Source organism: Rhizobium sp. SJZ105, assembly GCF_007828365.1.
GTDB lineage: Bacteria > Pseudomonadota > Alphaproteobacteria > Rhizobiales > Rhizobiaceae > Agrobacterium > Agrobacterium tumefaciens.
Genome location: NZ_VIUP01000005.1, coordinates 140,803 through 154,977, shown reverse-complemented (window position 1 = coordinate 154,977; position 14,175 = coordinate 140,803). Strand labels below are relative to the sequence as shown.

10 protein-coding genes are annotated in these 14,175 nt (G+C 60.3%); 9 read left to right on the top strand and 1 reads right to left on the bottom strand.

The genetic code is table 11. The annotated features are described in order from the left end of the window. The first annotated feature begins 10 nt into the window (after positions 1-10). The 9 genes from FB593_RS17255 to FB593_RS17215 all read left to right on the top strand — a co-directional run bounded on the left by FB593_RS17255 (position 11) and on the right by FB593_RS17215 (position 12,233). Entirely contained in the window at positions 11-1,411 is a 1,401-nt protein-coding gene (locus tag FB593_RS17255; protein ID WP_112162048.1) for an ethanolamine ammonia-lyase subunit EutB, read from the top strand. After that, complete coding sequence (eutC, locus tag FB593_RS17250) at positions 1,411-2,187, top strand: ethanolamine ammonia-lyase subunit EutC (protein WP_112162047.1); 777 nt, start codon at positions 1,411-1,413, stop codon at positions 2,185-2,187. Before FB593_RS17255 ends, eutC begins: the two co-directional genes overlap by 1 nt. A 105-nt stretch (positions 2,188-2,292) precedes the next feature. Further along, the gene (locus FB593_RS17245; protein ID WP_112162093.1) at positions 2,293-3,690 is read left to right on the top strand and encodes an NAD(P)/FAD-dependent oxidoreductase; all 1,398 of its coding nucleotides are present in this window, start codon (positions 2,293-2,295) and stop codon (positions 3,688-3,690) included. Continuing rightward, the gene (locus FB593_RS17240) at positions 3,687-4,949 is read left to right on the top strand and encodes an NAD(P)/FAD-dependent oxidoreductase (protein WP_112162046.1); all 1,263 of its coding nucleotides are present in this window, start codon (positions 3,687-3,689) and stop codon (positions 4,947-4,949) included. Before FB593_RS17245 ends, FB593_RS17240 begins: the two co-directional genes overlap by 4 nt. Continuing rightward, positions 4,949-6,346: an FGGY family carbohydrate kinase gene (locus FB593_RS17235; protein WP_112162045.1), complete on the top strand. Its 1,398-nt coding sequence runs from the start codon at positions 4,949-4,951 to the stop codon at positions 6,344-6,346. Before FB593_RS17240 ends, FB593_RS17235 begins: the two co-directional genes overlap by 1 nt. A 345-nt stretch (positions 6,347-6,691) precedes the next feature. After that, entirely contained in the window at positions 6,692-9,097 is a 2,406-nt protein-coding gene (locus FB593_RS17230) for a glucan 1,4-alpha-glucosidase (protein ID WP_162632373.1), read from the top strand. 36 nt (positions 9,098-9,133) lie between these two features. Then, positions 9,134-10,138 carry a phosphogluconate dehydrogenase (NAD(+)-dependent, decarboxylating) gene (gene gnd, locus FB593_RS17225; RefSeq protein ID WP_111842000.1) on the top strand — a complete coding sequence of 335 codons (1,005 nt, stop codon included), beginning with the start codon at positions 9,134-9,136 and terminating at the stop codon, positions 10,136-10,138. 11 nt (positions 10,139-10,149) lie between these two features. Continuing rightward, complete coding sequence (gene zwf / locus FB593_RS17220) at positions 10,150-11,520, top strand: glucose-6-phosphate dehydrogenase (RefSeq protein WP_186447939.1); 1,371 nt, start codon at positions 10,150-10,152, stop codon at positions 11,518-11,520. A 35-nt stretch (positions 11,521-11,555) separates the two neighbouring features. Continuing rightward, a complete protein-coding gene (locus FB593_RS17215; RefSeq protein WP_145166828.1) occupies positions 11,556-12,233 on the top strand; it encodes an ROK family protein in 678 nt (225 codons plus the stop codon). A 66-nt stretch (positions 12,234-12,299) separates the two neighbouring features. Here FB593_RS17215 and FB593_RS17210 read toward each other — a convergent pair whose 3' ends face one another. Further along, positions 12,300-14,078, bottom strand: a complete 1,779-nt coding sequence (locus tag FB593_RS17210) for a diguanylate cyclase (RefSeq protein ID WP_145166797.1) — start codon at positions 14,076-14,078, stop codon at positions 12,300-12,302. Positions 14,079-14,175 lie beyond the last annotated feature (97 nt).

Here is a 14,175-nt window from a genome sequence, read left to right as displayed (position 1 = left end):
GACCGGAAAAATGGCTTATCGACAGATCGCAGCCGGCACGACCTATCGTTTCGACGATCTGAAAACCCTGATGGCAAAGGCGACGCCGGAAAGGTCCGGTGACCAATTGGCCGGGATCGCGGCGGAAGGGCCGGTGGAGAGACTGGCGGCGCAGATGGCGCTGGCCGATCTGCCGCTTTCCACCTTTGTTGCACAGGAATTGATCGCCTCGGACGATGACGAGATTTCGGCCCTGATCGCGCGCCAGCACGACGCACTGGCCTTCGCGCCGGTGTCTTCTCTGACGGTTGGCGAATTTCGCGAGTGGCTGCTCAATTCCAAGGTCGGGCACGCGGAACTTGAAGAGGTAAGTTGGGGTCTGACACCGGAAATGGTGGCGGCAGTCTCCAAGATCATGCGTCTGCAGGATCTCGTGACGGTATCGGCCAAACGGGAAGTCGTGACCCGTTTTCGCAACACGATTGGTCTTTCCGGCCGCCTTTCCACCCGCAACCAGCCAAATCATCCGACTGACAGTTCCCGTGGCATCGCCATCTCGGCCATTGACGGGTTGCTGCTGGGGAGCGGCGATGCGGTGATCGGTGTTAACCCGGCCACCAGCGCTGTGACGGACTATATCCGCGTCGTGCAGTTGCTTGACGATCTGCGGCAATGGCTGGACATTCCAACCCAGACCTGCTGCCTTGGCCATGTGACGACGGCTATCAAGGCGATGGAGCGCGCTGCACCAGTCGATCTGGTTTTCCAGTCGATTGCCGGTTCCCAGAAGGCCAATGCGGGCTTCGGCATTGATCTTGCCGTTCTGCGAGAGGCTCATGAGGCTGGTCAGTCGCTGAAGCGCGGAACTATCGGCAGCGACCTCATGTATTTCGAGACGGGGCAGGGGGCTGCCCTGTCGGCCGATGCGCATTTTGGTGTCGATCAGCAAACGATGGAGGCGCGTGCCTATGCCGTGGCGCGCGAATTCTCGCCGCTTCTGGTGAATACCGTCGTCGGCTTCATCGGTCCGGAATATCTCTATAATGGCAAGCAGATCATTCGCGCCGGGCTTGAAGATCATTTCTGCGGAAAGCTGCTTGGCCTGCCGATGGGTGTCGACGTCTGCTACACCAACCACGCCGATGCCGACCAGGAAGACATGGACGTGCTGCTGACCATGCTGTGCGCCGCTGATGTGAACTTCGTCATTACCGTGCCAGGCTCGGACGACGTCATGCTGAACTACCAGACGCTTTCCCATCACGATTCAATCTATGCCCGCGAAACGCTGAAGCGTCGGCCTGCGCCGGAGTTTGAGGAGTGGCTGGTGAATATGGGCGTGACGGATGCCGCCGGCCATATGATCGAGAACCCTGCGCTGATGAACCGCGGGCTTCGCGAACTTGATTTTCTTGGAAGGGACGCCGCCTGATGCGTGACCGCCGGCCCTCCCTCATCTCCAGCCCGCCGGAACGTCTCAAGGCCCTGCGTGTGGCAACCGATGCACGCGTGGCGCTCGGCCGCACGGGTGCAAGCCCGCCCACGCGCGCGGTACAGACATTTCTGTTGGATCATGCGCAGGCGCGCCAGGCCGTGTGGCGTCCGCTGGACATTGAAAAAATGGAGCGTGACTTGCGCGCTTCGGGTGCGGATGTCGTGCATGTCGCAAGCCGCGCGCAGGACCGTGCGGATTACCTGCGCCGACCCGATCTCGGCCGTGCTCTTTCAGACGAAGGCCGTCTGGCGCTCGACGGGCAGGCCAAGGGAGCCGATGTCGCATTGGTAATCGCCGACGGGCTTTCCGCAACGGCTGTGGAGATGAATGCAGTGCCGGTGGCAGCGGCATTGCTTAATTTACTTGCAAGCAACGGATTGACGGTTGCGCCGCTCACACTTGCCACGCAGGCACGGGTTGCGCTGGCGGATGATGTGGGAGCCGTCCTCGGCGCAAAGGTGGCGGTGATCCTGATTGGCGAGCGGCCGGGCCTTTCGGCAGCCGACAGTCTTGGCGCCTATGTCACCTTCGGGCCGGAGACCGGGCTGCCGGATTCCCGACGCAACTGCATTTCCAATATTCGTGATGGTGGCGTGCCGCCCGTCGAAGCGGCGGGGAAGATCATGACCCTGATTAGCGCCATGTGCCAGCAGGAGACAAGTGGCGTGACGCTGGTTGAATTCGAAAAGCCGCTGACGGCTTTGTCCGACTAGAAACACAGCAGATCTCATTCATAGCCACGAACCGGCAAGGTGCATCGGCTCTATCCGTTGCGCCTGTTGATTTCGCTTTCGAACCACGAAAATAAAGGCAAGCCCATGGTCCAGAGCCTCTCCACAGCATTCGACGTCGCCGTCATCGGTGCCGGGGTGGTCGGTTGCGCGGTTGCCCGTCGTTTCGCACTGGCTGGTGCGAAGGTCGTGATCGTCGAGAAGGGGTCCGATATTCTTTCCGGGGCATCGAAGGCTAACAGCGCTATCCTCCACACTGGCTTCGATGCGCCCGAAGGCAGTCTGGAGCTGGAATTGGTGAAGGCGGGTCGGGCAGAATATCTGTCCATCCACAGGCAGATGGGCCTTAGCCTCGTTGAAACCGGCGCGTTGGTCTGTGCGTGGCATCCCGACGAGGCGCAAAGCCTGGAGGCGATCGCCGAGCAGGGGCGACGCAACGGCATTGCCGAGCTCGGTCTGCTTACGGCCCGGCAGGCCCGGGAATCCATGCCCGGCTTGTCCGACCGTCTTGTCGCAGCACTCGAAGTTCCGGGTGAACATGTCATCGATCCCTGGTCCGCGCCGCTGGGCTATCTTACGCAAGCGGTGGCGCTTGGCGCGCAGCTGGTGCGCAACGCCGAAGTCCTGTCCGGTGCGTTTGATGGCGCGTGGCAGATAGAGACGACGGCGGGTCCGATTCTTGCGGCGAGCGTTGTCAATGCGGCCGGATTGTTCGGCGACATCGTCGATGCGCGACTGGGGCTTGTCCCAGACTTCACCATCAAGCCTCGCAAGGGACAATTCGTCGTTCTCGACAAGGCCGCCCGCCGACACGTGCCGCGCATCGTCCTGCCCGTTCCCACCGAAATCACCAAGGGCATCGTTGTGTGTCCAACCGCCTTCGGCAACGTTCTCATCGGCCCGACGGCGGAAGAACAGGATGACCGCGAGCGTGCGACGGTAGAAACGGCGGCGCTGGAAGCGCTGCTGACGCGCGGCAGGGAGATCGTTCCGGCACTCGCCTCCATTCCCGTGACCGCTATCTATGCCGGCTTGCGCCCGGCCTCCGAGAAGAAACATTACCGGATTTCCGCACGGCCGGACCTGCGCGCGATCACGCTTGGCGGCGTGCGATCCACCGGTCTCAGTGCGGCACTTGGTCTGGCGCAGCACGCTCTGGCGCTTCACGAAAGTTTCGGCACGCGCTTCATGCCCCCGCCCGCAGTGCCTCATGTGACGATGCCGAACCTGAGCGAAACCTTCGAGCGGGACTGGCAGCGCGCCGATCATGGCGAAATCGTCTGCCATTGCGAGCTTGTCACCCGCCGTGAGATCGAGGCGACATTTTCCAGCCCGGTGCCGCCGGGTGATTTCGGAGGTCTGCGGCGGCGCACCCGCGCCGGCATGGGGCGCTGTCAGGGATTTTACTGCAACGCCCGGCTGGCCGCGATGACGGGCGACCGTCTGGCTGTACCGCTTGCGGTCCGTCCGGGAGACGATCGATGAGCTCCCGCAAGCCTGTTCAGCAGATGCAAGAAAACGTTCTGGATGCAGATGTAATCGTGGTCGGCGGCGGCCCGGCGGGCGTGGCGGCAGCGCTGGAGCTGAAAGCACGCGGCGTTGCGCGTGTGACGATCCTCGAGCGTGAGCCAGCGCTTGGCGGCGCACCCCGTCATTGCACACATTCGCCTTTCGGCATGCGCGAATTCGGACGCGTTTATTTCGGCCCGGCCTATGCGCGACGTCTGCAGCGGCAGGCGCAGGATGCGGGCGTTGATGTCCGCACCGGTCATTCCGTGGTGGAACTCGGACAGGACGGTACGCTGCTGGTTACGTCTGCGCGCGGCGTGGAGACGTTGAAGGCCCGGCGCATTGTGCTGGCGACGGGCGCGCGGGAAAAACCACGCTCAGCGCGGCTCCTGCCGGGCGACCGGCCGGTGGGAGTGATCACCACCGGCACGCTGCAATCCTATGTCGCCTTTCACGGCATCATGCCCTTTCGCCGGCCGCTTATCCTTGGTTCGGAACTGGTTTCCTTTTCCGCGCTTCTCACATGCCTGACGCATGGCGCGCGGCCGGTGGCGATGATCGAGCCTGAGCCGGAACCGCTGGGGCGGTCGCTTTTCCGGTGGTTTCCGCGATTGGTCGGAGTGCCCTTTTATTGCCGCGCAACACTTGTGGACATTCGTGGGAGCGGTCGTGTCGAGGAGGCCGACATCCGGCTGGCAGATGGCCGTATCCTCACCGTCAAGTGCGATGGTGTTCTCCTCACCGGGCGGTTCACGCCGGAGGCAACGCTTCTGAACGCATCCCCTGTTGATATGGCGGCAGGCAGCGATGGCCCTACGATCGATCAGGACGGCCGGATGGCCAACCCGATGTTCTTCGCCACGGGGAACGTATTGCGGGCCGTGGAAACGGGTGGCTGGTCGTTCCGCGAAGGCCGCCGCGTGGGTGCTGCCGTTGCCGACGATCTCACCCGCGAACCGTGCAACGCAAAGGCAGTGCGTATCGCTTTCGCCGACCCGCTCAAACTCGCGGTACCCACCATGGTGCGATCGGGGGGACTTGACCGGCCGGCTTTTCTCGATTTTCAGCTGCGCTTCATCAGACGTGTTCAAGGCAGGCTTTCGCTTCATCTTGATGGAACGGAAGTGTGGAGCAAGTCCGGCCGGTGGCTGCCGGAACGCCGTGTGCTTGTGCCCATTCCCCGCGCCGCCGTTGAGGCGACCCAGATTGCCTTTCACTTTCAGGAGACGAATTGATGCGCATAGCGGCGATCGATCAGGGAACGACGTCGACCCGATGCCTTGTGATAAGCGACGGTGGCACGGCGCAACTCGTCTCAAGCCTGCGTCATGCACAGTTCTATCCAAACTCCGGCCATGTGGAGCATGATCCGGAAGAGCTGTTGCGCAACATCCGCGCGGTACTGGCCGATGCCGGGCCGGTAGATGCGATCGCGATCGCCAACCAGGGCGAGAGTTGCCTGGCGTGGGATGCCGAGAGTGGGGAAGCGCTGTCGCCGGTCATCGTCTGGCAGGATGCCCGCACCGCCGAAGCCCTGGCCGCTCTGCCCCAATCGGCTGCGGAACGATCGAAAGAGATTTGCGGATTGCCGCTCGATCCCTATTTTTCGGCGAGCAAACTGTCGTGGTTGCTAAGGCACAATCCGGCGGTGGCACGGGCGAGAGCCGAAGGACGGTTGCGCCTGGGCACCACCGACGCATTCTTTCTGGATCGGCTTGCAAGCTGTTTCCGCACCGACCTTGCAACGGCCTCGCGGACGGGACTGCTTGATCTGGCAACCGGTGCCTGGAGCCCGGAACTCTGCGCTCTTCATGGGGTGCCGCTGGATTGCCTGCCCGCAATCGGTCCTGTTAATGGCGGCTTCGGTTCCATCGAGGGAACGCCCATTCGCGTTTCCATCGTAGATCAGCAGGCGGCGCTTTATGGGCACGGTTGCCGCAAACCGGGCGATTGTAAGATAACCTTCGGCACGGGCGCCTTCCTGTTGGCCATCGCTGGTCACGAACGCCCGTTGGCGGGGGAGCTTCTGCCCACCATTGGCTGGCAAAAGCAAGGCGGCGCAGCCATTTTCGCCATAGAAGGCGGGGTTTATGACGCCGGTGCCGCGCTGGAATGGGCGCGAAAGATCGGCCTTTATGTTGACAATACCGAACTTGACGGTTTTGAGGGTTCATCGGCCGTTCGTCGTGGACTGGTGTTCGTGCCTGCATTTTCGGGCCTTGCCGCGCCATATTGGGATAGACAGGCCGTACCGCTTTTCATCGGCATGGACCACGCAACGGCGCGGAGTGACATGGTGCGCGCCTTGCTTGAGGGCATTGCCTTGCTGACGGTTCGGTTGATCGAAGCCGCGCAGACTTTCGTTCCCATCGGCGATACGATTTCGATAGATGGCGGCCTGTCGAACAGTCGCTATTTCGCCCGTTTCCTGGCCGCTGCCAGTGGTCGGACCATCTGCGTTCCGGCCATGCGCGAGTTGACGGCGCTTGGTCTCGCGGAACTGTGCGATATCGATGTAACCGCCATGCGAAAAGATGCCGAGATATTCAAACCCGACGGATCGGTCGAAGAAGCGGATCACGCTCGCTTTGCACGCGCCATAGGCAATGCAAGGGGCTGGTCGGGCGGTTGATGTCCACTTGGAATAGCCGGTTCATCGGCAATATCGGTGTGATCCACAACGGCCGCCCGCTCTAACGGCGGCTTGGTGGCTGAGCGTGTTGGTCCTGCAGCCCGAAACCTCAACGCGCGGCGCGGCTTAAATTACCAAATCTTTAGTTGTGTACCAGTTCGCCAATACCTAGCTTTATGGCGAGGCTGCATCCGTTGTGGATATGAGCAAGGAACCGGTAAGCCCGTTTCCTGTTGTTATCCAGGAACAGAGCCTTGGTTCAAGGTCGAGATACCCCGTCATGACTGCTCAGGACTGCAATTCGCGCCACTTTCGTCTGCCTCATCAGCGTAACCGAGACATTTCATGATGCGCACCGGACTGGATTTTGCACCGGGCGCGCCTGGCATAGAAGCGCGCTGGACGTCGAGCGCCAAAAACGGGGTCGGCACTGCGCTGTCGGAAGCATCGCCTATCTGGTTCACGCTCAGCCACGGCATTCTGAACGAGGTCTATTATCCGAGGATAGACAGTGCCTGCACCCGCGATCTCGGTTTTGTTGTCACTGGGCCTGAGGGTTACTTTTCCGAAGAAAAACGCGACTGCGTATCCGTCACCCGCCCTTTTAAAAGTGGAATTCCGGCATTTCACATTACCAATACGGCGACGGATGGCTCGTTCAGAATTGAGAAACAGGTGATCAGCGATCCCGCGCGGGCCAGTGTTCTTCAGCAGCTTTCGTTCATTCCCCTGAAGGGACAAATTTCGGATTATCGCGTGACTGCGCTGCTGGCACCTCATCTCGTCAATGCAGGCAATCTTAACTCGGCTTGGATTGGCGACTATGAGGGACATCAGGTCCTCTTCGCGACCGGCCGTTCACGATATCTTGCGCTTGTCTGCGATCTGCCCTGGCGGGCAGTCAGCGCCGGTTTCGTGGGTGTTTCCGATGGTTGGCAGCAGTTGCATCGGCACGGACGCATCGTTGAAGAGTACCAGCGAGCCGATGACGGAAATGTCTCGCTGGCAGGTGAGATCGACTTCAGTGATGTCAATGGCGCGGCAACATTGGCGCTCGGCTTTGGCGAGACGGAATATGCAGCGGCTGCGGCGGCCGTTTACAGTCTGAAGCATGGCTTTGAACGGGCGCACGAGGCCTACGTTGCCAACTGGCGCAACTGGCAAGACCGGCTGGAAACGCTCGACCGCGATACGCATCACGGCATCAATTCCTATCGGGTGTCGACAGCAGTGCTCGCCGCACATCGTGCCGCCGACCGGCCGGGCGCTGTTGTTGCAAGCCTTTCGATCCCTTGGGGCGCATCGAAGAGCGATGACGATCTCGGTGGCTATCACCTGGTCTGGCCGCGCGATCTGGTGGAAGCGGCCGGCGGATTTCTGGCGGCCGGCGATCACCATGAGGCGCTGGCGATCCTCAATTATCTTCGTCAGGTGCAGCAGCCATCGGGCCGCTGGCCGCAAAATCTCTGGCTGGATGGCAAACCCTATTGGCCAGGCGTCCAGATGGATGAATGCGCCTTTCCGATCCTGCTGGCGGATATGCTGCATCGACATGGTCACCTGGATCATGCCACGCGGGCGGATTTTATGCCTATGATCCACCGCGCCGCAGCCTATATTCTGGCAAACGGCCCGACGACCGGGGAGGACAGGTGGGAAGAGGACGCCGGATACAGTCCCTTCACCCTTGCCGTCGAGATCGCTGCGCTGCTTGCCGCTGCCGACCTTATCGATATGGACGGTGATGCTGCCGAAGCCGTGCATCTACGGGAAACGGCTGATTGCTGGAACGAGCAGATCGAACAATGGACCTTTGCCGGTGACGAGACATTCTGCGCCGCGCTTGGCATTTCCGGCCACTATGTTCGCATCGCTTCGCCTGACGCGACCGACGTAGCTCGACCATTCGGCGATACGCCCATCCGCAACCAGACGCCGGACCGTTCCACGCTGCCGACCAGCGACGTCATCAGCCCCGATGCGCTTGCCCTTGTTCGCTTCGGCCTGCGCGCGCCTGACGATCCGCATATTCTCGCGACGATCAAAGCAATCGACCATTGCCTGCGTGCCGATCTGCCGCAAGGACCTGTATGGTATAGATATACGGGCGATGGATATGGTGAGCACGCCGATGGAGCAGCATTCGACGGCACCGGGCAGGGGCGGCCATGGCCGCTTTTGACCGGCGAACGCGCCCATTACGAGCTTGCTGCGGGAAGGCGGGAGGTGGCCGAAGCGCTGCTGGTAACGCTGGAGAAATCGGCCGGTGGGAACGGCCTTTTCCCCGAGCAGCTCTGGGACCAGCCCGACCTTCCCGAATACGAGCTTTTCTACGGCCAGCCCTCAGGAAGTGCGATGCCGCTGGTCTGGGCGCATGCTGAACATATCAAACTTCTGCGGTCGCTTGCCGATGGTTCCGTTTTCGACATGCCGCCGCAGGGTGTGGAACGCTACATCCTCAACAAGACGCCGTCGCACCTTCGGATCTGGTGTTTCAATAACAAGATTGCCGGGATACCGGTCGGCAAGATGTTGCGGCTCGAACTGACGGATGATGCTGTCGTGCACTGGAGTGCGGATGGCTGGGTGACGACCAGTGACACCAGAACGATTGCTTCCGGCCTTGGCACATATTTCGTCGACTTGCCCGTTCAGGATATGGCGGCGGGCGACGCAATCGTTTTTACTTTCTTTTGGCCAAACACAGGGAATTGGGAAAACCAAGATTTCACCGTTCGCCTCGGCGAATGAAGTACATATCGCGCATTGGACAAATGGAGTGTCAGCATGCAGATCGGAATGGTTGGGCTTGGACGAATGGGCGCAAACATGGTGCGCCGTCTTCTGAAACAGGGTCATGATTGCGTGGTCTTCGACGTCAATCTCGACAATGTCGCAGCATTGGTGAAGGAAGGCGCAGTTGGCGCGAGCTCGCCAGACGACCTGGTCGCGAAGCTGTCACCGCCACGCGCCGTCTGGCTAATGCTGCCGGCGGCAATAACGCCGAAAATTGCTCGTGACTTTGCCGCCAGACTGCAGGCGGGCGATGCCATCATCGATGGCGGCAACTCCTTCTACCGGGATGCCATCGATTTGGCGGCGGAATTTGCGCCCCGTAGCATCGACTTCATCGACACCGGTACATCCGGTGGCGTCTGGGGTCTGGAGCGCGGCTATTCTCTGATGATCGGTGGCCCGTTGGGTGCCGTGCAGAGGCTCGATCCGATTTTTGCTTCGCTCGCTCCCGGTGCGGGCCAGGGCATCGCGGCCGATCCCGTCACCGGCACGGCGCCAATGGGATATTTGCATTGCGGACCGTCAGGCGCAGGGCATTTCGTCAAGATGGTTCACAATGGCATCGAATACGGTGTCATGGCCGCCTATGCGGAAGGCCTGAACATCTTGAAAGCCGCGAATGCCGGCACGAAGCACCGGGAGGCCGATGCGGAAACAGCGCCGCTCGCCCACCCGCAATATTACCAGTTCGACATCGATCTTCCTGCCGTGACGGAGGTCTGGCGACATGGGTCTGTCATCGGCTCGTGGTTGCTCGATCTGACGGCGGAGGCGCTGAAGCAGGACCCTCATCTCGACCAGTATGGCGGGCGGGTGTCAGATTCAGGCGAAGGGCGCTGGACCCTTCAGGCGGCCGTCGAAACGGGTGTTCCTGCGCCTGTTTTGGCTTCTGCCCTATTCGAGCGCTTCTCCTCACGCGGTGAGGCGGAGTTTGCCGGCAAGGTACTCTCGGCCATGCGCAATGCCTTTGGTGGCCATCTGGAAAAAGCAAAATGAGGGCGCCGGCCATGGACAAGCAGCGATCGGACGTACTCGTGGTGTTCGGTGCCACCGGCGACCTTGCCTACAAAATGATCTTTCCTTCCCTTTACGCCATGGTGAAACGCGGCGCGCTTCAAACGCCAGTCATCGGTGTCGCCTTCGATGACTGGTCGCGCGATCAGCTGATCGCAAGGGCGCGCGACGCGGTTACCAGCCACGTCGACAAGATCGATGAAGCCGTCTTCGAAAAATTCGCTTCTCAACTGCATTACGTGTCCGGCGACTACCGTAACGAGGCGACATTCGAAAAGCTGCGCGCCGCACTCGGTGACCACGGTCATCCGCTTTATTACCTCGCCATTCCGCCGTCACTGTTTGAAACCGTCGTGACCGGGCTTGATAAGGCCGGGATAGCCGCCTCGGCACGATTGATGGTGGAAAAACCGTTTGGCCGCGATCTCGCCACGGCGGAGGCGCTGAACCAGTCGCTGCACGCGGTTTTCGAAGAGGACGCCATTTTTCGCATCGACCATTTTCTCGGCAAGGAGGCGATTCAGAACCTTCTTTATTTCCGGTTCGCCAATGCCTTTCTTGAGCCGGTCTGGAACCGCGACCATGTTGAATGCGTGCAGATCACCATGGCCGAGGATTTTGGCATCAAGGGACGTGGAAAGTTTTATGACGAGGTTGGATGCATCCGGGATGTGATCCAGAACCATCTCATCAACGTGCTGTTGCTACTGGCCATGGAGCCACCGGCAACAAGCGCTTCGGATGATCTTGTCGATGAGAAAGTGCAGATCCTCAAAGCCATGCCACCGCTCAGCCGCGAGGATGTGGTGCGTGGCCAGTTCGACGGTTACCTTGACGAACCCGGCGTTGCGCCCGGCTCAAGCCGCGAAACCTTTGCCGCCGTGCGGTTTCGCGTGGCCACATGGCGCTGGAACGGCGTGCCTTTCTTCATCCGCGCCGGAAAGAACCTACCTGCCCATGCAACCGAAGTTGTGGTGCGTTTCAAGCGGCCGCCGATAGCGCTTTTCGGCGATGTTGAGGCGGCGGCCGCAAATTATGTGCGCTTCCGGCTCGGGCCAGATATCGCCATCGGCATTGGCGCGCGCCGCAAGGCTGCCGGGGACGGTATGCTCGGCGAGGGGGTGGAACTGGGTGCTGTCGATGACGGCATCGGCGACATGGCGCCTTATGAACGGCTGATCGGCGATGCGATGGCAGGCGAACGCCAGCTTTTCACCCGTCAGGATGCGGCAGAACTCGCATGGAAAATCGTTGAGCCCATTCTAGACGACCCGGCCGTGCCGCCACGCTATGCCGTAGGAAGCTGGGGTCCGGTCGAGATGGAGAGTTTCGCGCCGCCCGGCGGTTGGGTCGATCCGGAGTGACGCCCATGCCGGCAAATACCACGGACGGTAGTTCAATGACACAGGATCGGATCGTTCTAGCGATCGATATCGGCGGCAGCCACGTCAAGATCCGCTCAAGTGCCGGTGGCGACGAGCGCAAGGTCGAAAGCGGCAAGGCGATGACCGGGCCAGAAATGGTCATCGCCGTAACCGCCATGGCGAAAGACATGACCTATGACGTCATCGCCATGGGATATCCCGGTCCGGTCGTCCACAACAAACCGCTTCGCGAACCGGTCAATCTGGGTACAGGCTGGGTTGGTTATGACTACGCCGGCTCTTTTCGCTGCCCCGTTCGTATCGTTAACGATGCGCTGATGCAGGCAATCGGCTCCTATCAGGGCGGGCGCATGTTGTTTCTCGGTCTCGGAACAGGCCTGGGGGCTGCGATGATCGTCGAAAACGTGGCCCAGCCCATGGAGATCGCTCATCTTCCCTATCGGAAGGGCAAAACGTACGAGCACTATCTCCGAGAGGCGTATCGCGAAGAGAAGGGCAATGCCAAATGGCAAAAGCGCGTCACTGATGTCGTAGGGCGTCTGACTGCCGCCCTTGAACCGGATGAGGTGGTCATCGGCGGCGGTAATGTCGAAAAACTCGATACCCTGCCGCCCGGATGCCGCCGCGGAGACAATGCGCTTGCTTTCGAAGGCGGATTCCAGCTGTGGAAGAACCCGAACCTCATCGTCTAGCCGGTCAAATATGCTAGGTCGGCTGCTGCGTCGATAACCACGCAATCGGTGCGGCGTAGCCTCTACCTAATCGGTTGGAGGCTTCTCGGCCGACACCCACTTGTTCCGGCCTGTCTGCTTGGCGCTCAAAAGCGCAGCGTCCGCGCGTTCCAGGACGCTGCTCACGGTTCCGGCGCCCGGTGACGTTGCGATACCGATGGATATGGTGATCGAGTCAAGCAGACGGCCCCGGTAGGTGAAAGGTGCGCGCTCGACCGCGTGCCGGAGTTTCTCCGCAACCTTGATGGCATCTTCAATGCCCCCAGCCGGCATGAGCACGGTGAATTCCTCGCCGCCGAAACGGAATAGTTCACCCAGATCGCCGACAGCTTCCGACAGCACCTGGGCGACATATTGCATCACCGCATCTCCGGCATCATGGCCAAACCGGTCGTTGAAGCGCTTGAAATGGTCGATGTCGAGCATCAGACATGCAAGCGAATTGGTTGGCTTTTCAATATGCCTGTTCAGCGTCTCATCAAGCGATCGACGGTTCAAAAGACCAGTCAGGGCGTCTTGCCGTGCCATGCCAACCAGCCGCTGCCGAAGCTGGAGGTTTGCAACGGCAAGGCCTATATTCTCGGCGAGGAGTTCGAGATATAGCCGCTCTAACTCCAGCGTCTCGCTACTCTGCGGAATTTCAAGATACAATAAGCCGACGGTTTCTCCCAATGCGGTGAGTGGTATGCACAGGCCTGTTCCGGAACTGCCATGTAGGTGATGGCAGACAACATCGTCTCCGCCCGGGTCGCTGGCGTGGGGACGTCCGCGACGGAGAGCCCAGCAATCGTCTATCGAAAATTCCGGGGCCGAAAACGAAGGATCGGACCATTGTCCGGTCGATTGGAGAACCGAACTGTTTTCCTTGAGAACAAGCAGGCGGCCGGCAATGGCCGGGAAAATTTGCGGCATGAATTTCGAAACGACGTCGGACAATTCTTCCTGATTCTGGCAGGCCTGAATCCGATGCATCATCTGCAGGATCAGGTCCTTGATGCGTTGATTCCTGCGGTGCTCCGCGTCAAGCCGTTCCCGTTCCAGCCCGTTGCTGCGGAAGATCCTGATAGCCTTGTTCATTTCACCGATTTCGTCACGCCGGCCTTCGTCGGGCAGGTCGATACTGTAATCTTGCCGGGCAAGGCGCGTGACGATGTTGCTCATTTTGATAAGCGGCAAGGCAACGCGTCTGCTGAGGACAAAATAGAGTACGGCCACAAACATCAGGGCGGTGAGCGCAAGCATCACTTTCGCGATCGATCCGTAGAAATCGCTTCGGTCTTTAGCCTGGTCAACCATCGCCTGCGAGCGGGCCGCAATGGCTTCTCTCAGCGTCGCGACGGTTGTCAGCAGGTTCGTATGCAGTCGATAGTGCTCATCGCCGAACAGGACCTGCTGTGCATCGTTCTGGCGGCCGGATCGATAGAAACCGATTGCATCACGCTCCATCTTGTCCAGTGCGTCGGCGCTCTTTCGTATGTCCTGAAATGAGCCTGCCTCTTGCGGCGAAACACCAAGAGCTGCGAGTTTGTCCAGGGTGTTTTCAAGGTGCTTTTCCTGATCTTCGTCGACGTAGAATTTTGCGAGATGTTGCTCGTCGCCCCGCATGACGTAAAGACGCGCCTCCTCGGTGCGCTCGTCCGCAATGATCGCCAGTTCTTCGGCGAGATCGGTCAGTTCGAGATGATTCTGGATTGCCACCCGCTCTTGAGAAGCGCTTCTGGCCGATAGAATGAATGTGGTCGCCGATACTGTCGTGAGCACGAGGGTGACAGCATAAGCCAGGTTCGTGATGGTACTAAGTCGCATGATGGCGCCGTATGCTTGCCGCACGGCATGAAAACCGGGTGCGGCGGGGTCCAATTTCAGAGTCTGCTTATGTTAGGCCATCTCGTCAAACGGGAAG